Below are 21,555 nucleotides of genomic sequence, written 5' to 3'. Positions count from 1 at the left end.
GACAATGATCGCCTACGCGGCGGATTCGTCGCGCCACCCGTTCGGACCCCGGAGGATCGTCGTGACCGTCCTGCAGCCGCCCCCCGGCCGCTACGGTCCGCCGTCGACCCCACGAACCCGTCGTCGACGACGGGTCGGGCTGATCGTCACAGCCGTGGCAGGTCTCGCCGTCGCGCTCGGGGTCGCCCTGAACGTCGCGAGCCAGCCCGTGTCCTGGAAGGACGTCGGGTTTCACGTGCAGGGTCCTGAGGCGATCCAGGTGACGTTCGACGTGACCAAGCCGCGCGCCGACACCGTCGTGTGCACGGTCCGCGCCCTGTCGGAGTCCTACGCCGAGGTGGGCGTCCGCGCGGTGACGGTCGGCCCTGCCGACGAGGGAACGCAGCGCGTGACGGCCACCGTGCAGACCACCGAGCTGGCCGTCAGCGGCACCGTCGACAGGTGTGACGTCACCCCCTGAGACCGGCAACTGGTCGCCTGTCTTGCTATCCTTGTCGTTTCTACGCCGCCCCGGTCCGGCGTCACCGCTCGTCGACGCGACCGAGAGGGAACGGCATCTCCTGGGGCATCGCTGTTCGTCTGAGCATCGCTGTACCCGCGGCATCGACCAAGCACGTGAAAGGAGCGATCGTGACCGAAACGAATGCAGCCACCTGGCTGACGCAGGAGGCCTACGACCGGCTCACGGCCGAGCTCGCCCACCTCGAGGGGCCGGGCCGCGACGAGGTCGTCGCGCGCATCTCGGCAGCCCGCGACGAGGGCGACCTCAAGGAGAACGGCGGCTACCACGCCGCTCGCGAGGAGCAGGGCAAGCAGGAGGCCCGGATCCGCGAGCTCAAGGAGAAGCTGCGCAACGTGCACATCGGCACGCCGCCCGACGACGGGATCGTCGAGCCCGGCATGGTCGTGACGGCCGTCGTGGCCGGCGACGAGATGGTGTTCCTGCTCGGCTCTCGCGAGATCGCGGGGACGTCGGACATCGACGTGTACTCGCCCACCTCTCCGCTCGGCGCCGCGATCAACGGCACGAAGGTCGGCGACTCGACCAGCTACCTCGCGCCGAACGGCCGGGAGATCGCGGTCTCGATCACCGACGCGAAGCCGTTCACCGGCTGACCTAGCTGCACGCTGCTGAGGCGCCGCCCCTTCGGGGGTCGGCGCCTCAGCCGTCTCCGCCCCGTGCCGTCTCCGTGCCCGTCTCAGGCGCCGGACAGGCGGTACCCCGCGACGGTGAGGGCTTCGACCACGTGAGCGCAGTGGTCCGGACCCTTGGCCTCGACCTGGACCTCGATCGCGACCTCGTCGATCGCGAGCTCGACCCCCGTGCGCGCATGGGAGACGTCCATGACGTTCGCCCCGGTCGCCGCAATGTCGCGAAGGAGCGACGCCAGGGCGCCGGGAGTGTCGTCCAGGCGGACCCGCAGCTGGAGGAACCGACCCGCGGACGCGAGCCCGTGCCGGACCACCCGCATGAGGACCAACGGGTCGATGTTGCCCCCGGACAGGATCGCGACCACGGGCCCCTCGAGACCTCTCGGCTCCGCCATCAACGACGCGACCGCCGCGGCACCCGAGGGCTCGACGAGCATCTTGGCCCGCTCTGCCACGAGCAGGAGCGCGCGGGACAGGTCCTCCTCCGACACGGTCCGGACGCGGACGCCGTGCGCGGACAGGATGTGGAACGGCACCGTTCCCGGCACACCGACCGCGATGCCGTCGGCCATCGTGCGCAGCTCGGGCGCCTGCACCGGGTGGCCCGCCGCCAGCGACGCCGGGTATGCGGCCGCACGCTCGGCCTGCACCCCGATCACCCTGACGGACGGGCGGAGCTCCGCGAGCGCAGCGACGACTCCCGCGGCGAGCCCGCCCCCGCCCACCGGCACGACCACGGTCGCGACGTCCGGCACCTGCTCGACGATCTCCAGAGCGATGGTGCCCTGCCCCGCCACCACGTCCTCGTGGTCGAACGGGTGGATGAGGACCGCACCCGTCCGGTCGGCGTACTCCCGCGCGTGACGCAGAGCCTCGTCGACGCTGGAACCGACCGCCTCGATGCGCGCGCCGTACTCGCGGGTCGCGGCGACCTTGGGCAGAGCGGCGTCGACGGGCATGAACACGACCGACTCGATGCCGAGCATCCGAGCGGCGAGCGCGACACCCTGCGCGTGGTTGCCGGCACTGGCAGCGACGACGCCTCGTGACTGCTCCTGCGCGGTGAGCCGTGCCATCCGCACGTACGCGCCGCGCAGCTTGAACGACCCGGCACGCTGGAGGTTCTCGCACTTGAGCCAGACCTCGCCGCCGACGAGGTGCGACAGGGCGCGGCTGAGCTGCACAGGCGTCCGGTCGGTGATGCCCTCCAGCAGGTCGGCGGCGGTACGTACCTCCGCCAGACCGATCATCGCGAGCCTGGGGTGGTCTCGTCCGACGCCGGCCCGGCAGCGTCGTCGACGATCGGGGACATGACGTCGAGCTCCTCGTCCTCGGCCTGTGTCGCCTCCTGCTCCATCTCGGCCTCGGCGACCTGAGCGATCGCTCGGTCGAGCACCGGATGGCCGCGGCCCCGGACGGGCACATGGTCGTCGCGCCCGAGCTGGGGGAACTTGTCGTGACCGTGCAGGTACAGGACGACCGTGTTGAGCGTGGCGACGATCGGCACTGCCAACAGCGCGCCGATGATGCCCGCGACGAACGACCCTGCCGCCACCGACAGCAGCACGGCGACGGGGTGCAACGACACCGCGTGCCCCATGAGGAACGGCTGCAGCCCGTGGCCCTCGATCTGCTGCACCACGAGCACGACCGCGAGCATCAGCAGGGCGTTGACGGGCCCGTTCGCGACGAGCGCGACCAGCACGGCGACGGACCCCGTGACGACCGCACCGACGATGGGCACGAACGAACCGAGGAACACCAGGACGGCCAGCGGAAGAGCGAGCGGCACCCCGAGGATCGCGGCACCGATGCCGATGCCCAGGGCGTCGACCCCGGCGACCAGGATCTGGGTGCGCGTGTAGGCGCCGAGCGTCACCACGCCGCGTCGACCGGCCTGGTGGACGTGCTCGCGGGAGCCTCGCGGGAGAAGACCGATCACCCACGACCAGATCCTTCGCCCGTCCAGCAGGAAGAAGAAGAGGCAGAAGAGGGCGATCAGGATCCCTGCGGCGACGTGGCCGACGGTGGTCGTCGCGTGCAGCGCGCCTGACACCAGCTCGGAGCTGCCGCCGCTCGCGGACTTCTGGATGCTCTCCACGTACGTGTTGATCTCGGAGGTCGTCAGCCCGAGCGGCCCGTCCGAGAGCCACGTGGTGAGCTGGTCGATGCCCTGGGCGGCCTGGTCCCAGAGCTCGCCGATGCCCTTGACGATCGACCGTGTGGCCAACGTGACGAGGGCCGCGACGAGCACCACCATGCCGACGACCGCGATCGCCGTCGCGGCGACCCGCGGCAGGCGCGTGTGTCGGTCGAGCCAGTTGACGAACGGCGCGAGCAGCACGCTCAGCAGGAGGGCGACCGCGATCGGCACCACCACGACCTTGAGCTCGTTGAGGAGCCAGAGGAGCACCGCGAGCGCGGCTCCGATGAGCAGGAGACGCCACGACCAGCTCGCCGCCGCCTGGACGGACGGCGGGACGGGCTCACGCCTGGGCGCCCGTGCCTCGGTCATGCAGCACGCCCGACGGCCAGCGCGGCGGTGAGGTCCGCGATCAGGTCGGCGACGTCCTCGATGCCGACGGAGAGACGCACGAGGTCGTCGGGGACCTCCAGATCGGTGCCCGCGACCGAGCCGTGCGTCATCTTGTGCGGGTGCTCGATCAGCGACTCGACCCCGCCCAGGGACTCCGCAAGGGTGAACACCCGCGTCGCGGCGCACACGGCGAGCGCCGAGGCCTCCGAACCCGTGCGGAACGAGATCATCCCGCCGAAGCCGCTCATCTGCTTCGCAGCCACCTCGTGGTCGGGGTGCGTGGCCAGCCCCGGGTAGATGACGGACGTGACGGCGTCGTGCCCCTCGAGGAAGTCGGCGATCGCGGCGGCGTTGGCGCAGTGCCGGTCCATCCGCACCGCGAGCGTCTTGAGCCCTCGCAGCGTCAGCCACGCGTCGAACGGGCCGGCGACGGCACCGGACGCGTTCTGGTGGAACCGGACCGCGTCGGCCAGCGGGCCCTCCAGACCGACGGGCAGCATCGCGCCGTCCCCGACCACGAGCGCACCGCCGACGACGTCCGAGTGCCCGCCGACGTACTTGGTGGTCGAGTGCACGACGACGTCGGCGCCCAGGGCGAGCGGTTGCTGCAGGTAGGGAGTCGCGAAGGTGTTGTCCACGACCAGCAGCGCACCGACGGAGCGCGCGTGCGCGGACAACGCCGAGATGTCGGCGATTCCGAGCAGCGGGTTCGTCGGCGTCTCGACCCAGACGACCTTGGTACGACCGGGCTCGATCGCCGCGAGCACGGCGTCCGGGTCCGACAGGTCGACCGCGGTGTGGTCGATCCCCCACGGGCCGAACACGCGCGCGATCAGCCGGTACGTGCCCCCGTAGGCGTCGTTCGGGACCACCACGTGGTCACCCGGTCGCAGGACCGCGCGCAGCAGGGTGTCCTCGGCGGCGAGACCCGACGCGAACGCGAACCCGGCGGCACCACCCTCCGCGGCCGCGAGCGCCGACTCGAGTGCGGTGCGGGTCGGGTTTGCCGAGCGCGAGTACTCGTAGCCGCCGCGCAGCCCCCCCACCCCGTCCTGCTTGTAGGTGGAGGTCGCGTAGATGGGCGGCACCACCGCGCCGGTCAGTGGATCGGGTTCCTGACCTGCGTGGATGGCCCTCGTCGAGAAGCCTGCCGTGGTCCAGTCGTCCTCGTGGGGCGGAGCGTCGTTCGTCACGTCCACCAGGCTAGGCGGTCCTGCCGACGCGGCGAGCCGAGCGCGGGAACACGGGCCGCACCTGCACCGTTGCACACGCCGGGAGCACAGGTGACCACCGGCTCCCGGAGAGGACCAAGACCATGAACTGGCTGTTCGGATCCGCCCTCAAGACCACGATGGTGACCCCTGAGCGGGCGCTCAAGGGCCGCGACGCGTATGCGTACACGATCCCCACCACCCATACCGTCCTCGGCACCCCCCTGCAGGGCCCGTGGCCCGAGGGCACCGAGGTCATCTACCTCGCGATGGGCTGTTTCTGGGGCGCGGAGAAGACCTTCTGGAACCTGCCGGGCGTCGTGACGACCGCCGTCGGCTACCAGGGCGGCTTCACGCCCTACCCGACCTACGAGGAGACCTGCACCGGTCAGACGGGGCACACCGAGATCGTCCTGGTCGCGTACGACCCGGCCGCCGTGTCCGCCGGTGACGTGATCCGCACGTTCTGGGAGAACCACGACCCGACGCAGGGCTACCGGCAGGGCAACGACGCCGGTACGCAGTACCGCTCCGCGATCTACACCACCACGCCCGAGCAGGAGCTGGCCGCGCGCAGCACGCTCGCAGACTTCCAGCCGCGCCTGACCGAGCGGGGCTTCGGAGCCATCACGACGGAGATCCGCTCCGCCGACGATGCCGGCCCGTTCTACTACGCCGAGGGCTACCACCAGCAGTACCTGGACAAGAACCCCGCCGGGTACTGCCCGGTGCACGCGACGGGTGCCAGCTGCCCGCGTCCCACCGGCGCCTGAGCCCATCGGGTGGACAGCCGACTCGCCCCCGCGGTCGGCCGTCCACCCGACGCGGGGCCGGTGCGGTTCCCCCTCGGCGGGTGACCGGCCGCCTGCCAGCTGGCTCTGTCGGCCGGAGGGCGTCGACGCTGACGCCAACCGGTCCGTGGTGAACCTACCGAGCGCGCCGGTCGTCGGTCCACGTCGGTCCACGCGGCGTTGGACCACGGTCCAGGCGGCGACACGTCGCGTCCCGCCGGCTCGTCCGGCGGGCAGGGCCGGTCGGGCACCAGACTGTCCGAGGTGAGCGGACGGGCGAGCGGGAGCGCGGCGCTGCGCCTGCCCGCCGCGGCCCTCGTCTGCGGGTCCGCGATCCTGATCTTCGCGGTGCACGTCCGCCCGGCCGGGTACGTCCCGCTGGTGCTCGGGGTCGCCCTGGCGCTCCTGGTCGACCGTCGGCTGGGGCGCGACCTCGGGCTGGTCGCACTCGGCATCACGATCGTCAGCTCGATCTCGCTGCACGCGGACCTGTCGAACGCCGGGATGCTGCGGTTCACCGTGGCACTCGGCCTCGCGGTGCTGGTGCCGGTGCTGCTCTCGCGCCGAGCGTTCCACGACGACGCCATCCACTTCCCGGTCCGCACCGGTCGCCGCTGGGACCGGTGGCAGGCGGTGTACCTGGTCGCCGTCGCGGTCTTCGCCTACCTGATCCTGCCGGTCTACTTCCTGGGCTCGGGCGTCTGGCGGAACTGGCCGCCCCTGGACGGTCCTGGCGACGTCGCCCGGCTGTTCGTCGGCGTGAACGCCGTCGGGATCTGGGACGAGCTGTTCTTCATCTGCATCGTGCTGGCGCTCCTGCGGACCCACTTCCCGTTCTGGCTCGCCAACCTCCTGCAGGCAACCGTGTTCGTGTCCTTCCTCTGGGAGCTCGGCTACCGGTCCTGGGGCCCCGTGCTGACCATCCCGTTCGCACTGGTCCAGGGCTGGATCTTCCGACGGACCACGTCGCTGACCTACGTGGTCTGCGTGCACCTCCTGTTCGACCTGTTCGTGTTCATGGTCCTGGTGCACGCGCACGATGCCGCCCTGTTCGACATCTTCGTCACGGCGCCTACGGTGAGTCCGTGACCCTCACCAACTGGGCCGGCAACTACGCCTACCTCGCGCCCGTCGTGCAGCATCCGCGCAGCGTCGAGGAGCTGTCGCAGATCGTGGCGTCGTCGCCGCAGGTCCGGGCGCTCGGGACACGTCACTGCTTCAACGACCTTGCCGACGGACCGGGCACGCTCGTCGCCCTGGACGGGCTGCCGTCGTCGGTCCGGATCGACCCGGACGCGCGGACCGTCACGGTGTCGGCCGGAACCCGGTACGGCACGCTCGCCGAAGAGCTCCACGAGTCCGGCTGGGCGCTCGGCAACCTGGCGTCGCTGCCGCACATCTCTGTCGCGGGTGCGATCGCGACGGCCACGCACGGCTCTGGCGACCGGTCGCAGAACCTGGCGGCCGCGGTCTGCGGTCTGCGGCTCGTCTCGCCCGACGGGTCCCTGCGGTCCGTCGTCCGCGGCGACGACGACTTCGCCGGGTCGGTCGTCGCACTCGGCGCGCTCGGGATCGCGGTGGAGGTCACCCTCGACATCGAGCACACGTACGAGGTCGCGCAAGAGGTGCACGAGGAGCTGCCCTGGGAGGCCGCCCTGGCCAACCTGGACGAGGTGACCTCGAGCGCCGGCTCCGTGAGCCTGTTCACCGACTGGCGTGGGTCGAGCATCCAGCAGGTCTGGCGCAAGACCCGGGTGTCGCCGTCGTTCGAGCCGCGCGCCGACTTCCACGGAGCGACCCCGGCCACCGCCCAGAGACATCCGCTGCCGGGCATCGACCCCGTGCACACGACCGCGCAGCTCGCGTCGGCCGGCCCGTGGCACGAGCGCCTGCCGCACTTCCGGCTCGACTTCACGCCGAGCAACGGAGCCGAGCTGCAGTCCGAGTACCTGGTGCCCCGCTCCAGCGCCGTCGACGCGCTCCAGGCGGTCCGCGCCCTCTCCGATCAGATCGCACCGCTGCTGCAGGTCAGCGAGATCCGCACGATCGCCGGCGACGACCTCTGGCTCTCCACGGCGTCCGGCGGCGACCGCGTCGGCATCCACTTCACCTGGCACCCCAAGGAGACCCTGGTGGCCGCCCTGCTCCCGACGATCGAGGCGGCGCTGGCCCCCTTCGAGGCCCGCCCCCACTGGGGCAAGCTCTTCGCCGACGACGACCGGTCTCTCGCGCGCCTCTACCCGCGTTGGGACGACTTCCGGTCCCTGGTCGCCCGGACCGACCCGGACGGCGTGTTCCGGAACGCGTTCCTGGACCGGCACGTCCTGCAGGACTGACCCGCCCTCCGCCGGCCGTGGCCCGGTGGAGGGTCAGGGCTGCTCGACGTCGACGCACATCGCGTCGGGGAGCTCCGTCAGGGTCTGGCGGACCTGCGCACACGTGTGCTCGGCGCTCACCCAGTCCTGCAGCTGCCAGGCGCGGGCGGACGGGTCGAAACGCAGGATCGCGTAGCGCAGCTGCGACGGGACGTCGCACGCCGCGTCCCCGTAGTGCGCCGGGCCGCACAACGCAGCCGCCGGGTCCACCGCGTAGACGAGCCACGTCCCGTCGCACGCCTCGATGCCTTGCCAGGTGTGCTGGGGCACGTCGAGCCCGGACACGAACGTGGCCAGGTACCCGTCGCACGGGTCGGCCGGCGGCGTCCCGCATCCGAGGTTCGGGTCGCACGGCTGGTAGCCACCGGCCGTGTCGGGTTCCCACGCGGCACGGTTCAGCACGAGCACCGCAGGGCGGGACGACGTCGGCCCCACCTCGAGGTCCACCTCGCCGACAGCGGTGCCGTCGGCACAGTGACCGCCCATCTGCCGGGTGTCGGGCGACACGGGCGCTGCGACCGTCACGAACATCCGGCCGTCCTCGACGGTGACCTCGACCTGCGGGTCGCCCGCGCACTCCTGAGCCACCGGTTGCACGGTGCTGAGCACGACCGTGGCCGGGTCCGTCCCTGCACGCACCGCCGTGACGTCCGCCTGCGAGAGCCCCCAGTCGGGCGCCGGCGTGCCGGCGGTTCCCGGCGTGCCGGCGGTTCCCGGCGTGGTGGCGTCATCGGTGGACGTCGCGACCGACGCACACCCGGCAAGGAGGAGGAGCGCCGCAGCGGCCACGACGAGACCCGCGCGGACCTTCCGGAGCACAGCTGGCGGTCGCACCGGCCGATCGTCGCACGGCAGCCGGCCCCTGGGGGCATCCACGGACCTCGCCGTGAGACCGCAGCCGCCGTCGGGCCGCGAGCGCAGTGGACGCCGTCAACGCCAGCGCGTGACCCGCGCGTCGAGATCGGTGTCTCCCACCCGCCCGCTCGGCGACGTCGTGACCACGCGCTCCGGACGCAGGCGCGGGTCGCTGGTGTAGCGCTCCTCGAGCTCCTTCTCGGCGGTCTCGTCACCGGCGTCCGCCGCCACCAGCAGGGCGGCGATCCCGTCGGCGAGCGCATCGAGCTCCGCGGCGGAGCGAGGGGTGTCCGGCAGCGTGTCACCCCACATGTCCCACAGCAGGAGCTCGTCGCGCTGCCGGTGTGCGAGCTCGACCACCACGTACTCGCGCACGAATGACGACCCGCACAGGTGCGGGAGTGACGGGTCGACGCCGTAGGTCGACACATCAGCGCCCGAGCGGTGCGCCAGCCACACCTCGGCCGCGGTCTCGAACGGCGCACCGACCCCGGTCGCCAGGTCGTGCGTGTCGAACGGCCAGTCCGGGTCCGAGAGCTCCGGGTCGAACCGCACCCAGCGGCCGCCGTCCCACCGCTCTGCGACGACGTGGTCGTGGTGGAACCCCGGCCGGAAGTATGCCGAGAAGCCCACGCGGCTGCGCGCGGGGATCCCGTGCTGGCGCAGCACGGAGATCGCGAACAGCGTGTGGTCGCGGCAGCAGCCGGCCACCTGCTGGTGCGCAGGACGGGACTGGGTGAGCGGTGAGGTCGACCGTTCCTGCGTCACTCGGAGGATGTCCGACAGCCAGCGCAGGTCGATGTCCTCGGCCTGTCCGTCGAACAGCCATTCCGCGCCGCCGCGGTAGTGGATGATCGCGTTGCAGGCCGCCTGCTGGACGGACGCGGTGTCCGTCGGCAGACCGGCGAGGAGCCCGGCGTGCGGTCCGGGGTCGCTGAACGGGCTCTGGCTGGCGTAGTCCTCGAGGCTCGGCATGCGGCCAGCCTCGCGTCTGCCCCAGGGGCAGGGTCAAGCAGTCGTCACCGGATCGGCTGTGCGACGTGCACGACCACCGCGTCGTCCGACCACGGGACGGGGTAGACCTCCCGCACGGCACCTGCCGTCTCGCGCCCCACGAGCCACGTCTCGAGCGCCACGTAGGCGGCGATGATCTCGGGGTACCGGCAGTCGGCGGCGGTCACCGGTACGTACGCGAGCCTGTGCGACGGCTCGTGCCGGAGGTGGACGGATCCTGCGGGTGCGACGAGCCCCTCGTACGGCACGCAGACCTCGACCGGACCGTCGCCGTCGAAGCCGACGGCGCCGTGGAACAGGACCCAGTACTCGGCCCCGAAGTGCGCACCTGCGGCGCCGAGGAAACCGCGCAGCTCGGTGACGTCCGCCATGATCGTCGCCACGAGGTCGTCCTGGACCACGTTCTGCTGGAGGCTCGCGACCGACCGGGCCGGCTGGTCGGTGACGACCACGTCGTCCACGCCGAACCGCCCCGTCGCGTGGAGCGAGGCGTCTGCTCCGAGCGACGTCAGGACCAGGTCGACCTCCGGGCCGCGCTCAGACAGCTCTCGGCGGCGCTCACGCCACCATCCGCGCAGCGTCGCGCCGACGCCTTCCGGCGGCTGTGCGAGGACCTCGGCGATGGTGGTCAGCGGCATGTCGAGACGACGCAGGAGGGCGATCGTGTGCGCACGTTCGAGCTGTTCGGGCGAGTAGAACCGGTAGCCGGTCGCCTCGTCGACACGGACCGGCGGCAGCAGACCGCGCGCGTCGTAGAGCCGCAGCGCCTTGAGCGACAGCCCGCAGCGGCGGGCGAACTCCCCGATCGCGAGCTCAGACACGACAGGCCCCCGCCACCGGACGCAGCGGGGGCCTGTCGTTCATCGGCTCAGTGCGTGGTGCCCACGATGTCGACGACGAAGACGAGCGTGTCCCCGCCCTTGATGCCGGCCTGCGGGACGCCGCGGTCGCCATAGCCCAGGTGGGACGGGATCGAGAGCAGCACGCGCGAGCCGACCTGCTGGCCGACGAGACCCTGGTCCCAGCCCGCGATGACCTGGCCGACGCCGATGCCGAAGCTGATCGACGAGCGGCGGTCGTACGAGTTGTCGAACACGCCACCGTTCCAGGCCTGACCGAGGTAGTGCACCTCGATGTCGTCGCCGGCCTCGACGAGCGCGCCGTCGCCGCGGGAGAGGACCGAGATCTCCAGCTCGCCGGACGGGGACCCCGCCGGGAACGTCAGGACCGGCTTCTCGCCGAAGGAACCCGAGACCTCGGGCAGCGCTGCGGACATGACAACTCCTTCTGTGGATGACAGTGCCCGCCCATCTTGCCGCGCCACCCTGACACGTGCCGAATCGCAGGGCTTGACGCCGTTGGCTAATGGCATTAGCTTTCTTGTATGAGCACAGTCCAGTTCATCAGCCGCCCCGAGGGGCGGATCGCATACACGGTCCACGGCACTCCCGACGCGCCGCTGGTCGTCCTCGTCCCCGGCATGGGTGACCTGCGCACCGCATGGCGCGACGTCGCCGGGCCCTTGACCGATGCCGGGTATCGGGTCGCGTGCATGGACCTGCGCGGCCACGGCGACTCGGACACGACGTTCGCGACGCACGGCGACGTGGTCACGGGCCAGGACATCGTCGCGCTCGTCGAGCACCTGGGCGGCCCGGCCGTGGTCGGGGGGAACTCGATGGGCGCTGCCTCCGCGGCGTGGGCAGCCGCCGAGCGACCCGACCTCGTCGCCGGGCTGGTCCTCACCGGTCCGCTCCTGCGGGACCCGCCGGCATCGGCTGCGGTCACGGCCACGACGCACGGCCTCGTCCGCGTGGCCCTGGGACGCCCGTGGGGCGCCGCCCTCTGGGCACGCCTGTACCGCACCTACTTCTCGCGAGGCACCCAGAGCCCGTGGCTCGACGAGCACGTCGCGGACATCAAGGCGTCGCTCACGCGACCTGGGTACCTGCGGTCCTTCCGGCACCTGGCACTCCAGCTCACGCACGCACCCGTCGAGGCACGCCTGGGTGAGGTCGTCGCGCCGACCATCGCCTTCCTCGGCACCGTGGACCCCGACTACAAGGACCCGGCCGCCGAGGCGCTGTGGCTCCGCTCGGCGATCGACGCCGAGGTCACCCTCATCCCCGAGGTCGGACACCACCCGGAGCACCAGGCGGCGAAGGTGGTCGTCGACGACACGATCGCGTTCCTCGCATCGCTGCCCCGCACCGGCTCGGCGTTCGCGGCCGAGGCACTTGCCTAGGGCCGGCCTCGACCGGGCCTCGGTCGTCGACCTGGCTCTCGCCGTGGTCGACGACGGAGGCCCGGCAGGCTTCGCCGACCTCACGCTCGCGGCCGTCGCGGCCCGTGCGGGCGTGGCGGTCCCCAGCCTGTACAAGCACGTCGAAGGGCTGCCGGGCCTGCGCCGGGAGGTGGCGCTCGTCTGCGTCCAGGAGTTCGCGGCGGCGATCAAGGACTGCGGCACGCTCTCGGCGATCGGCCACGCGACGCGCGCCTACGCGCGTGCGACGCCAGGTCGGTACGACGCGGTCCAGGGCACCACCTGGATCGACGACCCGGCAGCGAGAGCTGTCCAGGAGGCGGGCGCAGCAGTGGTCGAGGACCTGGCCCGCGCGGTCGACGCCCTCGGGGTACCCGTCGAGAACCGGATCGACGCCGTTCGAGCCGTCCGTGCCGCGGTGCACGGCTTCGTCGTGCTCGAGCTGGCGGGTGGGTTCGGGATGCCCGAGGACGTCGACGAGAGCTTCGCGTTCCTCATCGACGGACTGGTCGGGGGTCTGGCCAGACTCGTCGTCTGACCAGACCGACCTGGGTCACCGCGCCAGGAACCCCAGCAGGTCGTGCCGCGTGAGGACTCCGACGGGCGACCCGTCGTCCACCACCATGAGGGCGTCCGCCTTCTGCAGGGCCTCACGCGCGGACTGCACGCTCTCCCCCGACCCGATCAGCGGCAACGCTGGCGACATGTGGCGGTCCACGCGGTCGGCGAGCTCGGCCTCGCCCGAGAACACCGCGTCGAGCAGGACACGCTCGCTCACGGACCCCGCGACCTCGCCGATCTTGACGGGCGGCTCCGCCCCGACGACCGGCATCTGCGAGACGCCGTACTCGTGCAGGATCTCGATCGCGTCACGGACCGTCTCGTTGGGGTGCGTGTGCACCAGGTCGGGAAGCTCTCCCGTCTTCGTGCGCAGGACGTCGGCCACGCTCGCACCCTCGGCGGCGGCCAGGAACCCGTAGGACCGCATCCACGAGTCGTTGAAGATCTTGGACAGGTAGCCGCGGCCACCGTCGGGGAGGATCACGACGATGACTGCCGTGGCCTGCTCCTGCGGCGTGAGCCGCCGTGCGAAGCGCAGCGCCGCCTCGACAGCCATCCCGCACGAGCCGCCGACCAGCAGCCCTTCCTCACGTGCCAGCCGGCGGGTCATGGCGAACGAGTCCGCGTCCGAGACGGCGATGATCTCGTCGGGCACCGAGGGGTCGTAGGCCGTCGGCCAGAAGTCCTCGCCGACACCCTCGACAAGGTACGGCCGACCGTCCCCACCGGAGTACACCGAACCGGCGGGGTCCGCGCCGATCACCATGACCCGTCCGTCGGAGACGTCCTTCAGGTAGCGGCCGGTCCCGGTGATCGTGCCACCCGTCCCGACGCCCGCCACGACGTGCGTCACCAGGCCCTCGGTGTCCGCCCAGATCTCCGGTCCGGTCGACGCGTAGTGGCTCGCCGGCCCGTTCGGGTTGGCGTACTGGTTCGGCTTCCACGCGCCCGGGATCTCCTGCACCAGGCGGTCCGACACCGAGTAGTAGGAGCTGGGGTGGTCCGGCGCGACGGCCGTGGGCGTCACGACGACCTCCGCGCCGTAGGCCCGCAGCACGTCGCGCTTGTCCTGGCTGACCTTGTCGGGGCACACGAACACGCAGCGGTACCCCTTGCGCTGGGCCACGAGCGCGAGCCCGACGCCCGTGTTGCCGCTCGTCGGCTCGACGATGGTCCCGCCGGGCTTGAGCTCGCCGGACGCCTCCGCCGCCTCGATCATCTTGAGGGCGATCCGGTCCTTCACGGAGCCGCCGGGGTTCATGTACTCGACCTTGGCGAGGATCGTCGCGGCCAGGCCGTCGGTGACGGTGGTGAGCTTGACGAGCGGGGTGCCGCCGACCAGCTCCGAGATGTGCTGCGCGTACTTCACGATGCTCCGATGCGTCCGGGAACGGGCAGCGGACACGCGACTGCCCCGAGCGCGATCTTCGCACCCGCGTGGTCGGCAGGGCATCTCGGGACACGGCGCACTCCGACGCCGGACGTCGGCCAGCGCGTCTGCGCGTGTCGCCGCCGGCTACGAGAACGCCGGCACGCAGGCCAAACCCCCGGGCCGGGCCGGCCCGGGGGTGCTGACGTGAGCTAGTTGCGGAAGATCGCGAGGAGACGCAGGAGCTCGAGGTACAGCCAGATGAGCGTCACGACGAGGCCGAACGCAGCCACCCAGGCGAGCTTGGCCGGGACACCCTTGTCGACGCCCCGCTTGATCGAGTCGAAGTCGATGATCAGGCTCATCGCAGCGAGCCCGACGGCGACGAGACCGACGGCGACGCCGAGCCAGCCCGACCGCAGCGGGCCGAACGTGCTCCCCGGGTTGAACAACCACGCCACGACGTTGACCAGGGAGAACAGGCAGTACCCGACCAGGCCCAGCAGCACCGTGCGACGGAACTTGTCCGTCACGCGCACCTTGCCGGACTTGAACAGGAAGAGCGAGACGACGAACACCGACAAGGTGGCCAGCACGGCCTGCCCGACGATCCCGTTCCACTGCTCCTCGTAGAACTTGCTGAGGCCGCCGAGGAACATCCCCTCGAACGCGGCGTACAGAAGGATCAGCGCGGGGCTCGGCTCCCGCTTGAACGCGTTGACGAGGCCCAGCACCAGGCCGACGATCGCGCCGACGAACCAGAGCTGCGGAGCGAACGCCCAGGTCGCGGCGGCGACGACGACGAGCACCGTCAGCAGACCGGCGGTCTTCATGATGACGTCGTCGTACGTCATCCGGCCCGTCTCGCGCGTGGTCGCCGGAGGCGAGCCGTAGAGGGCCTCGAGTGAGGCTGCGTCCGTCGCGGCTGCACCGGTCGTCGCGTACGTGACGCCGCCGTTCGGGGCCGGCGTCTTCTGCCCCTTGCGCTGCACCGGGTCCTGGAAGACCGGACTGTTGTCGAAGATCGGGTTGGCCATGGCGTCCTCCTGGACGGATCGGGCGCGTTTGTACAAGTCTGTCACCGTAGCGAACGGTCCGGGGTACGGGATCGTTCCACGCGACGCATCGCATCCTCCGAACGGAGTGTCGCCCTCCTCCCATGGGCCGATGCACGCTGTCGCCGCCCGCACCTAGGGTCGGTCTCGGCAGTTCGACACCTGCTTCCCGACGATTTGAGGATCTGGAAATGATCGAGGCACAAGGTCTGACCAAGAGGTATGGGCCGAAGACCGCCGTCGACGGCATCACGTTCACCGTGCAGCCAGGCCGGGTGACCGGGTTCCTGGGCCCGAACGGCGCCGGCAAGTCCACCACGATGCGCATGATCATGGGTCTGGACCGCCCTTCGGGTGGCTCCGTGGTCGTGAACGGCAAGCCGTACGCGCAGCACCACTCACCGCTCACGGAGGTGGGAGCGCTCCTGGAGGCCAAGGCGGTCCACACCGGGCGCAGCGCGCGGAACCACCTGCGCGCGATCGCGGCGACGCACGGCATCGGTGACAAGCGCGTCAACGAGGTCATCGAGATGACCGGCCTCGACGCCGTCGCCAAGCGCCGCGTCGGGGGCTTCTCCCTCGGCATGGGGCAGCGGCTCGGCATCGCGGCGGCCCTGGTCGGCGACCCTCGCACTCTGATCCTCGACGAGCCGGTCAACGGGCTCGACCCGGAGGGTGTGCTGTGGGTACGCAACCTGGTGCGCTACCTCGCATCCGAGGGCAGGACCGTGTTCCTGTCCTCCCACCTGATGAGCGAGATGGCCGTCACGGCCGACCACCTGCTCGTCATCGGCCGCGGCAAGATCATCGCCGACGGTCCGACGGCGACGGTGATCGCCCAGGCCACCGAGGAGACCGTCCGGGTGGTGTCGCCGCAGGCGACCGACCTCGCGGCCCTCCTGCAAGGCCCGGGCGTGAGCGTGACGTCCGATGAGCCGGGTGTCCTCGTGGTCAGCGGCGCCACGTCCATCCAGGTCGGCGAGCTGGCCGCCAGCAACCGCGTGGTCCTGCACGAGCTGACGCCGGTCTCCGGCTCGCTCGAGGAGGCCTACATGTCCCTGACGCAGGACTCGGTCGAGTACCACTCGTCCGAGGTCCCCGCCGAGCTCACGCAGGAGGGTTCCCGATGAGCACCGCAGTCGCCACCCCGACGACCACCCCGGCCGTCGCCGCCCCCAAGGGCAAGCTGTCGTTCCCGCACCTGCTGCGCAGCGAGTGGATCAAGTTCTGGTCCGTCCGCTCGACCATCTGGACGCTCGGGATCTTCCTGTTCGCGACGATCAGCCTGGTCGTCCTGATCAGCCTCGCGTTCGTCAACGCGCCGTCCGAGGCAGAGGGTGGTCCGCCCGCCTCGCAGGCCGCGGACGCGCTCGGTCCCTTCGCCGTCGCCGTCACGCTCGCCCAGCTGGCCCTGGCGGTCCTTGGCGCTCTGACCATCACCAGCGAGTACACCACCGGGATGATCCGCTCGAGCCTGACGGCCGTGCCCAAGCGCCTCCCGGTGCTGTGGTCCAAGGCCATCGTGCTCATGGTGTCGGTGCTGTTCGCGGCCGTCGTCGCGCTGGCGGTCTCGGCGGTCCTGCAGGCCCTGTTCTTCGACAGCAAGGACTTCTCCATCGACTGGTCGGACGCGCAGACGCTCCGAGCACTCGGCGGCACCGCGCTGTACCTCGCGACGATCGCGCTGTTCGCGTTCGCGCTGGGTGCGCTCCTGCGGCACTCGGCCGCGGCGGTGGCAACCGTGCTCGGCCTGCTGCTCGTCGCGCCGATCCTGTTCTCCGCGATCCCGTGGAAGCCGCTCACGTACATGTTCCCGTTCCTGCCCGGCGTCGCCGGGCAGCAGGTCACCCAGACCGACGCGCAGCTCGCCGACGCCGCGGCCAGCTCGCCCATCGGCGCCGACCTCTCGGCATGGCAGGGCTACGGCGTTCTGCTCCTGTGGATCGTCCTGACCCTCACCGCGGCGTCTGTCCTGCTCAAGAAGCGCGACGCCTGACGCACGTCCGACGGGGGGCGGTCCGACTGCGGACCGCCCCTTCGTCGTTCCCCGGGTTAGCGTGGGGCGAGCTCGACCGACGAAGGACCACGACGAAGGACACCGATGACCGACTCTCCGGCCCAGAAGGCCAAGACCCGCCCCGCACCGTTCGTCGCCGAGGTGGTCCGTACGGAGAAGATCTCGGAGACGATGGTCCGGCTCGTGGTCGGCGGACCCGGCCTGGCCGGGTTCCAGCCGTCGCCCCACGCCGACTCCTACGTCAAGCTCATGTTCCTGCCTGCAGGCACCCCGCGTCCGCTGGGACCTGACGGGCGCCTCGACCTCGACGCGGTCCGCGCCGCGCTCCCCCCCGACGCTCAGCCCCGGCAGCGCTCGTACACCGTCCGGGCGTTCGCTGACGGCGAGCTCACGGTCGACGTCGTGGTGCACGGTGACGAGGGCGTCGCCGGCCCCTGGGCAGAGTGCGCGACGATCGGCGACGAGGTGCTCGTCGTCGGCCCGGGCGGGGCCTGGTCGCCCGACCCGACCGCGGCGTCCTACCTGTTCGCCGGGGACGCGAGCGCCCTGCCTGCGATCGCCGTCGCGCTCGAACGGCTGGCTCCCGACGCGGTCGGGCACGCCGTCGTCGAGGTCCACGGGCCCGAGGACGAGATCCCGCTCGCCGCTCCGGCGGGTGTGCTCGTGCACTGGGTGCACCAGGGTTTCGGCGTCCCCGGCCTCGGTCTCATCGACTCCGTGGCCGCCCTCCCACCGCTGCCGCAACCCGTGAGCGCCTTCGTGCACGGTGAGGCCGGTTCCGTCCGAGAGCTGCGGCGGCACCTGCGCAACGAGCGCGGCGTCGCGCGCGACCAGCTCTCCGTCTCCGGCTACTGGCGTCTGGGTGCCGACGACGAGGGCTGGCGTGCGACCAAGCGCGAGTGGCTCGCCACCATCGAGCAGTCCGAGGCAGCCGCAGGCCTCGTCTGACGAGTGTGCCCCCACCGGGACTCGAACCCGGACTGTGCCGGGTTTAAGCCGGCTGCCTCTGCCAGTTGGGCTACGGGGGCGGACGCCGCAATCCTGCCAGGGAACGAGCGAGCCCCCGGCCCACAGGGACCGGGGGCTCGTTCGTGGCGTCTCAGGCCGTGGCGGCCTTCGTCGACTTCTCGGCAGGCGAGCCGGGCTCGGCCTTCTGCGGCGGCAGCGCCTCGCCCACGTCGACGGCGCGCGGCTTGGGCGGCACGGACGCGGCGCGGAACTCGGCGCGCGGGTCGTGCAGGCTGCCCATCGCGACGACCTCGCGACGCAGGAGCAGGGCCCCGGTCCAGCCGGCAGCGATGCGGATCTTGCGGTTGAAGGTGGGCATCGCGGCGACGTGGTACGTGCGGTGCAGCACCCAGGCGAAGAATCCCTTGACCTTGATCCGCCCGAACATCTGCGCGACGCCCTTGTACATCCCCAGCGAGGCGACGGCACCGACGTTCTTGTGCTTGTACTCGGTCAGCGGCGCCGAACGCAGGACGCGCGCCAGGTTGTCGCCGAGGTGGTTCCCCTCACGCAGCGCGTGCTGGGCGTTCGGCGGGCAGAACTGGCCCGGGTTGTACAGGTCCGGGACGGCGGCGCAGTCACCGGCGCCGTAGGCGTCCGCGACGACGGTGCCGTCCTCCTGCGCGACCTGGAGGTACGCGTTGCAGATGAGGCGGCCCATCTTGTCCAGCGGCAGGTCCGAGTTCCGCAGCACCGGGTTGGCCTTCACGCCGGCGGTCCAGACGATCGTCTCGGCGTCGAACTCCATCTTGTTCGACAGGACGACGTGGCCGTCGACACAGCTGCTCAGGAACGTCGAGAGGTGGATCTCGATGTCGCGCTTGCGCAGGACCTCGAGCGTGTACCCGCCCAGCTCCTCGCTGACCTCGGGCAGGATGCGCGGTGAACCCTCGACCAGGACGAACCGCAGCTCCTCCTGCTCGATGGCCTTGTAGTACTTCACCGCGGCGCGCGCCATGTCCTCGACCTCACCGAGCGCCTCGACGCCGGCGAACCCGCCGCCGACGAACACGAACGTCAGCATGCGCTTGCGCAGGTCCGGGTCCCAGGTGCTGGCGGCCACGTCGATGCGGTTGAGCACGTGGTTGCGCAGCGCGATGGCCTCTTCGACGTTCTTGAAGCCGATGCCCACCTCCGCCAGGCCCGGGATAGGCAGCGTGCGGGCAACAGCACCGAGGCCGACGACGAGGTGGTCGTACGTGATCCAGTACGCCTCGCCCTCCTCGGGCGTGATCTCGACCGTGCGCTCCGCGTGGTTGATCTGGCTGACCTTGCCCTGCAGCACGTCGACGCCCTTGAGCGCGCGACGGTGCGGCGCGACCACCCAGCGCGCGTCGATCGACCCGGCTGCCGCCTCGGGCAGGAAGGGGGCGTACGTCATGTACGGACGCGGGTCGACGACGACGATGGCCGCCTCGCGCTTGCCGAGGCGCTTGTGCAACCGGCGGGCGGTGTAGAGGCCCACGGTTCCGCCGCCGAGCACGACGACGCGGGGCACCTTGCGCGGCTTGGCGGGCGCGGCCTGCGTCGTGGCTGCCGTCTCCGCGGCGGCCTGGGGGCTGGCGAGGTCCGAGGATGAGGAAGGCATACCTCAAAGGTAGCGGCGTGGCCCGTCCGACGCCCTACCTCAGCCGGTGACGATGCGCACAGTGGGCGCTCAGAGAGTGTGAGACGGCGCACGTCGGGCCCGTGCGCCGTCGTGCGACTCAGGGCGTCGGAGCGGTCGTCGGCACCACCGAGTCGGCAGCCACGGAGGAGTCGGCGGGTGCGTCGAGGGCCGGCGCCTTCGCGAACGGCCGGGGCGGGATCGACGGTACGGAGGTGCCCGTCAACGCGTGCGTGCCGTCGTCGGCGAACGTGAACTCCGAGGTGGGCGCCCCCTTGAGCGGGTACACGTTCCAGCGCTGGCGGCCGTCCTCGTCGGCGCGGCTGACGAACGACCACGGCTCCTGGGTCTCAGGGAAGAACCACTCGCCCGAGCCGTTGTCGAAGGTCGTGCGCACGGGTCGGCCACGGTCGTCGAAGATCTGGACGTCGGTCAGCGGGTTGCCCTCGGCGTCGTAGGCGAACAGGTTGCTCACCTGCATCCCGTCGACGACGACGCCGTCCATGGGTGTGTCCTGGTAGACGACCTCGGTCTGCACGGGCCCGTAGCCCGAGCTGTTGTAGGCGGACTCCCAGCTCTGGGTCTGGCCCTGCAGGCTGACGACCACGGGGAGGAGCGCGACCACGGCGAACACGTTGGCTGCGCGGGCGATCCAGGCGAGGGCGCCCGAACGGAACCACACGCCACGGCCCCACTGGACGCTGAGCACGACCGCGGTCCCCAGCAGCACCCACATGAGGACGCCGCGTGGCAGCCAGCGCAGGGTCGTGGCGCCTGCGAAGTACATCGCCGCCTGGTACCCGGTCCACGCGCGAGCGATCCACCAGAACGGCCGCAGCGCGACGAGGAACGACTCGACGGGCGGCCAGAAGGACTGTCCTCGCAGCGTGGCGAGGGCCCTGTCGCCGCCCGCTCTCATCGCCACGAAGGGCGCCCCCAGCCAGTCGCGCATCGTGCGGTGGCGCGGCTCGACGACCACCGGCGCCAGCCCTGCCGCCGACCGCAGCTCGGCCGCGTACTCCTGCGGCGGACCGAACTGCTCGAGCAGGCTGCGACCGTGCGCGTTGTGCCGCTCGTCCGCGAGCGCGTCGGCGAGGTCCGCCTCCAGGTCGTCCGTCAGGTCCTCGATCTGCTCCGGCCCGAGCCCGACGAGCGCGCGACGCACCGCTGCCGCGTACTCGTCGACGTCCCAGACCTCTGTGGTGATGCTCATCGCACGGCCTCCGTCCCGAGCAGGCGCCCCATCGTGCCCGCGAACTCCTGCCACTCCTTGCTCTGCGCGTCGAGCATCGCCCGCCCCTGGGCGTTGATCCCGTAGTACTTGCGGTGCGGCCCCTCGTCGCTCGGGACGACGTACGAGGTCAGTGCGCCGGACGAGTAGAGACGGCGAAGCGTCCCGTACACCGACGCGTCCCCGACCTCCTCGATGCCCGCCGACCGGAGGCGCCGCACGACGTCGTACCCGTACCCGTCCTCGTCGCTGACGACGGCGAGCACGGCCAGATCCAGCACTCCTTTGAGCAGCTGGGTGGTGTCCATGCGACCTCCCTGGGTATCGCCCGCGCCGGCACGACGGTGCCGGCGAGCGTGTGGTGCGGGAGCCCCCTCCGAGCTCCCGCAGACGCGACGGTAGTACACACTGCGCACTACCGTCCACGACACGCCACCGAAAGCCGCCGGATCGTTTGTGGACGGCCGGCGGCGCGCGGACGCGGCCCTTGACGGCTCGGTGCCCGCGACCT

At 71.4% G+C, this 21,555-nt stretch carries 22 protein-coding genes and 1 tRNA gene; 10 read left to right on the top strand and 13 right to left on the bottom strand.

Translation table 11 applies throughout. The annotated features are described in order from the left end of the window. Positions 1-4: 4 nt before the first annotated feature. Entirely contained in the window at positions 5-460 is a 456-nt protein-coding gene (locus N553_RS0115990; RefSeq protein ID WP_081844693.1) for a DUF4307 domain-containing protein, read from the top strand. A gap of 170 nt (positions 461-630) precedes the next feature. Further along, the gene (gene greA / locus N553_RS0115985) at positions 631-1,116 is read left to right on the top strand and encodes a transcription elongation factor GreA (RefSeq protein ID WP_028047366.1); all 486 of its coding nucleotides are present in this window, start codon (positions 631-633) and stop codon (positions 1,114-1,116) included. Positions 1,117-1,199: 83 nt separating this feature from the next. On the opposite strand, the gene ilvA is transcribed toward greA, so the two are convergent. From ilvA to N553_RS0115970, 3 genes are read right to left on the bottom strand one after another with little or no spacing between them, the layout of a single operon-like run. Beyond that, positions 1,200-2,402, bottom strand: coding sequence for a threonine ammonia-lyase (gene ilvA / locus N553_RS0115980; RefSeq protein WP_028047365.1), 1,203 nt, complete (start codon positions 2,400-2,402; stop codon positions 1,200-1,202). Next, the gene (locus N553_RS23120; protein ID WP_081844691.1) at positions 2,399-3,667 is read right to left on the bottom strand and encodes an AI-2E family transporter; all 1,269 of its coding nucleotides are present in this window, start codon (positions 3,665-3,667) and stop codon (positions 2,399-2,401) included. The genes ilvA and N553_RS23120 overlap by 4 nt, the downstream gene beginning before the upstream one ends. Beyond that, entirely contained in the window at positions 3,664-4,881 is a 1,218-nt protein-coding gene (locus tag N553_RS0115970; protein WP_028047364.1) for a cystathionine gamma-synthase, read from the bottom strand. The genes N553_RS23120 and N553_RS0115970 overlap by 4 nt, the downstream gene beginning before the upstream one ends. Positions 4,882-5,003: 122 nt before the next feature. Here N553_RS0115970 and msrA point away from each other — a divergent pair, with 122 nt between their 5' ends. The 3 genes from msrA to N553_RS0115955 all read left to right on the top strand — a co-directional run bounded on the left by msrA (position 5,004) and on the right by N553_RS0115955 (position 8,026). Next, positions 5,004-5,672 (top strand): peptide-methionine (S)-S-oxide reductase MsrA, encoded by a 669-nt coding sequence (gene msrA / locus N553_RS0115965; RefSeq protein WP_028047363.1) that lies wholly within the window; start codon positions 5,004-5,006, stop codon positions 5,670-5,672. Positions 5,673-5,954: 282 nt separating this feature from the next. Further along, complete coding sequence (locus tag N553_RS23115; RefSeq protein WP_034623050.1) at positions 5,955-6,779, top strand: CPBP family intramembrane glutamic endopeptidase; 825 nt, start codon at positions 5,955-5,957, stop codon at positions 6,777-6,779. Beyond that, entirely contained in the window at positions 6,776-8,026 is a 1,251-nt protein-coding gene (locus tag N553_RS0115955; RefSeq protein WP_028047362.1) for a D-arabinono-1,4-lactone oxidase, read from the top strand. Before N553_RS23115 ends, N553_RS0115955 begins: the two co-directional genes overlap by 4 nt. A 33-nt stretch (positions 8,027-8,059) precedes the next feature. Here the strand turns inward: N553_RS0115955 and N553_RS0115950 are convergent, their stop codons facing one another. The 4 genes from N553_RS0115950 to N553_RS0115935 form a co-directional block, all read right to left on the bottom strand. After that, positions 8,060-8,899: a hypothetical protein gene (locus N553_RS0115950; RefSeq protein ID WP_156043869.1), complete on the bottom strand. Its 840-nt coding sequence runs from the start codon at positions 8,897-8,899 to the stop codon at positions 8,060-8,062. A gap of 96 nt (positions 8,900-8,995) precedes the next feature. Next, positions 8,996-9,895, bottom strand: coding sequence for a transglutaminase-like domain-containing protein (locus tag N553_RS23110; RefSeq protein ID WP_034622878.1), 900 nt, complete (start codon positions 9,893-9,895; stop codon positions 8,996-8,998). Between the two features lie 44 nt (positions 9,896-9,939). After that, positions 9,940-10,755, bottom strand: a complete 816-nt coding sequence (locus tag N553_RS23105; RefSeq protein WP_034622872.1) for a MerR family transcriptional regulator — start codon at positions 10,753-10,755, stop codon at positions 9,940-9,942. Between the two features lie 47 nt (positions 10,756-10,802). Then, on the bottom strand, positions 10,803-11,210 hold the full coding sequence (locus N553_RS0115935; protein ID WP_028047360.1) for an FKBP-type peptidyl-prolyl cis-trans isomerase: 408 nt from the start codon (positions 11,208-11,210) through the stop codon (positions 10,803-10,805). Between the two features lie 108 nt (positions 11,211-11,318). On the opposite strand from N553_RS0115935, the gene N553_RS0115930 reads away from it, so the two are divergent. Further along, a complete protein-coding gene (locus tag N553_RS0115930) occupies positions 11,319-12,179 on the top strand; it encodes an alpha/beta fold hydrolase (protein ID WP_028047359.1) in 861 nt (286 codons plus the stop codon). Beyond that, positions 12,172-12,735, top strand: coding sequence for a TetR-like C-terminal domain-containing protein (locus tag N553_RS23100; RefSeq protein ID WP_028047358.1), 564 nt, complete (start codon positions 12,172-12,174; stop codon positions 12,733-12,735). The genes N553_RS0115930 and N553_RS23100 overlap by 8 nt, the downstream gene beginning before the upstream one ends. 15 nt (positions 12,736-12,750) lie before the next feature. Here the strand turns inward: N553_RS23100 and N553_RS0115920 are convergent, their stop codons facing one another. Together N553_RS0115920 and N553_RS0115915 are read right to left on the bottom strand one after the other, a co-directional pair. Then, positions 12,751-14,127: a cystathionine beta-synthase gene (locus tag N553_RS0115920; protein WP_028047357.1), complete on the bottom strand. Its 1,377-nt coding sequence runs from the start codon at positions 14,125-14,127 to the stop codon at positions 12,751-12,753. A 212-nt stretch (positions 14,128-14,339) separates the two neighbouring features. Next, entirely contained in the window at positions 14,340-15,164 is an 825-nt protein-coding gene (locus N553_RS0115915) for a Bax inhibitor-1/YccA family protein (protein ID WP_028047356.1), read from the bottom strand. A 209-nt stretch (positions 15,165-15,373) separates the two neighbouring features. Here N553_RS0115915 and N553_RS0115910 point away from each other — a divergent pair, with 209 nt between their 5' ends. From N553_RS0115910 to N553_RS0115900, 3 genes are all read left to right on the top strand, one after another. Continuing rightward, positions 15,374-16,312, top strand: coding sequence for an ABC transporter ATP-binding protein (locus N553_RS0115910; protein WP_028047355.1), 939 nt, complete (start codon positions 15,374-15,376; stop codon positions 16,310-16,312). Further along, entirely contained in the window at positions 16,309-17,178 is an 870-nt protein-coding gene (locus tag N553_RS0115905) for an ABC transporter permease subunit (protein WP_028047354.1), read from the top strand. Before N553_RS0115910 ends, N553_RS0115905 begins: the two co-directional genes overlap by 4 nt. A gap of 105 nt (positions 17,179-17,283) precedes the next feature. After that, positions 17,284-18,147, top strand: coding sequence for a siderophore-interacting protein (locus tag N553_RS0115900; RefSeq protein WP_028047353.1), 864 nt, complete (start codon positions 17,284-17,286; stop codon positions 18,145-18,147). A gap of 6 nt (positions 18,148-18,153) precedes the next feature. Here N553_RS0115900 and N553_RS0115895 read toward each other — a convergent pair. The 4 genes from N553_RS0115895 to N553_RS0115880 form a co-directional block, all read right to left on the bottom strand. Next, positions 18,154-18,227: transfer RNA gene (locus tag N553_RS0115895), tRNA-Leu, on the bottom strand. A 71-nt stretch (positions 18,228-18,298) separates the two neighbouring features. Continuing rightward, positions 18,299-19,795 (bottom strand): NAD(P)/FAD-dependent oxidoreductase, encoded by a 1,497-nt coding sequence (locus tag N553_RS0115890; RefSeq protein WP_028047352.1) that lies wholly within the window; start codon positions 19,793-19,795, stop codon positions 18,299-18,301. 118 nt (positions 19,796-19,913) lie between these two features. Next, positions 19,914-21,026, bottom strand: coding sequence for a hypothetical protein (locus N553_RS0115885; protein WP_028047351.1), 1,113 nt, complete (start codon positions 21,024-21,026; stop codon positions 19,914-19,916). Beyond that, a complete protein-coding gene (locus tag N553_RS0115880; RefSeq protein WP_028047350.1) occupies positions 21,023-21,352 on the bottom strand; it encodes a PadR family transcriptional regulator in 330 nt (109 codons plus the stop codon). The genes N553_RS0115885 and N553_RS0115880 overlap by 4 nt, the downstream gene beginning before the upstream one ends. Positions 21,353-21,555 lie beyond the last annotated feature (203 nt).

Source organism: Cellulomonas sp. URHE0023 (assembly GCF_000688475.1).
Taxonomy (GTDB): Bacteria; Actinomycetota; Actinomycetes; order Actinomycetales; family Cellulomonadaceae; genus Cellulomonas.
The sequence above is the reverse complement of the archived record's forward strand: the minus strand, read 5'-3'. Positions and strand labels throughout refer to the sequence as shown.

Excerpts from the sequence above, each read along its gene's own strand:
- N553_RS0115890 (WP_028047352.1), bottom strand. The coding sequence starts at position 19,795 with ATGCCTTCCTCATCCTCGGACCTCGCCAGCCCCCAGGCCGCCGCGGAG.
- N553_RS0115905 (WP_028047354.1), top strand. The coding sequence starts at position 16,309 with ATGAGCACCGCAGTCGCCACCCCGACGACCACCCCGGCCGTCGCCGCC.
- N553_RS23110 (WP_034622878.1), bottom strand. The coding sequence starts at position 9,895 with ATGCCGAGCCTCGAGGACTACGCCAGCCAGAGCCCGTTCAGCGACCCC.
- msrA (WP_028047363.1), top strand. The coding sequence starts at position 5,004 with ATGAACTGGCTGTTCGGATCCGCCCTCAAGACCACGATGGTGACCCCT.
- N553_RS0115885 (WP_028047351.1), bottom strand. The coding sequence starts at position 21,026 with ATGAGCATCACCACAGAGGTCTGGGACGTCGACGAGTACGCGGCAGCG.
- ilvA (WP_028047365.1), bottom strand. The coding sequence starts at position 2,402 with ATGATCGGTCTGGCGGAGGTACGTACCGCCGCCGACCTGCTGGAGGGC.
- N553_RS0115930 (WP_028047359.1), top strand. The coding sequence starts at position 11,319 with ATGAGCACAGTCCAGTTCATCAGCCGCCCCGAGGGGCGGATCGCATAC.
- N553_RS23120 (WP_081844691.1), bottom strand. The coding sequence starts at position 3,667 with ATGACCGAGGCACGGGCGCCCAGGCGTGAGCCCGTCCCGCCGTCCGTC.
- N553_RS0115900 (WP_028047353.1), top strand. The coding sequence starts at position 17,284 with ATGACCGACTCTCCGGCCCAGAAGGCCAAGACCCGCCCCGCACCGTTC.
- N553_RS0115990 (WP_081844693.1), top strand. The coding sequence starts at position 5 with ATGATCGCCTACGCGGCGGATTCGTCGCGCCACCCGTTCGGACCCCGG.
- N553_RS0115880 (WP_028047350.1), bottom strand. The coding sequence starts at position 21,352 with ATGGACACCACCCAGCTGCTCAAAGGAGTGCTGGATCTGGCCGTGCTC.
- N553_RS0115910 (WP_028047355.1), top strand. The coding sequence starts at position 15,374 with ATGATCGAGGCACAAGGTCTGACCAAGAGGTATGGGCCGAAGACCGCC.
- N553_RS0115935 (WP_028047360.1), bottom strand. The coding sequence starts at position 11,210 with ATGTCCGCAGCGCTGCCCGAGGTCTCGGGTTCCTTCGGCGAGAAGCCG.
- N553_RS0115915 (WP_028047356.1), bottom strand. The coding sequence starts at position 15,164 with ATGGCCAACCCGATCTTCGACAACAGTCCGGTCTTCCAGGACCCGGTG.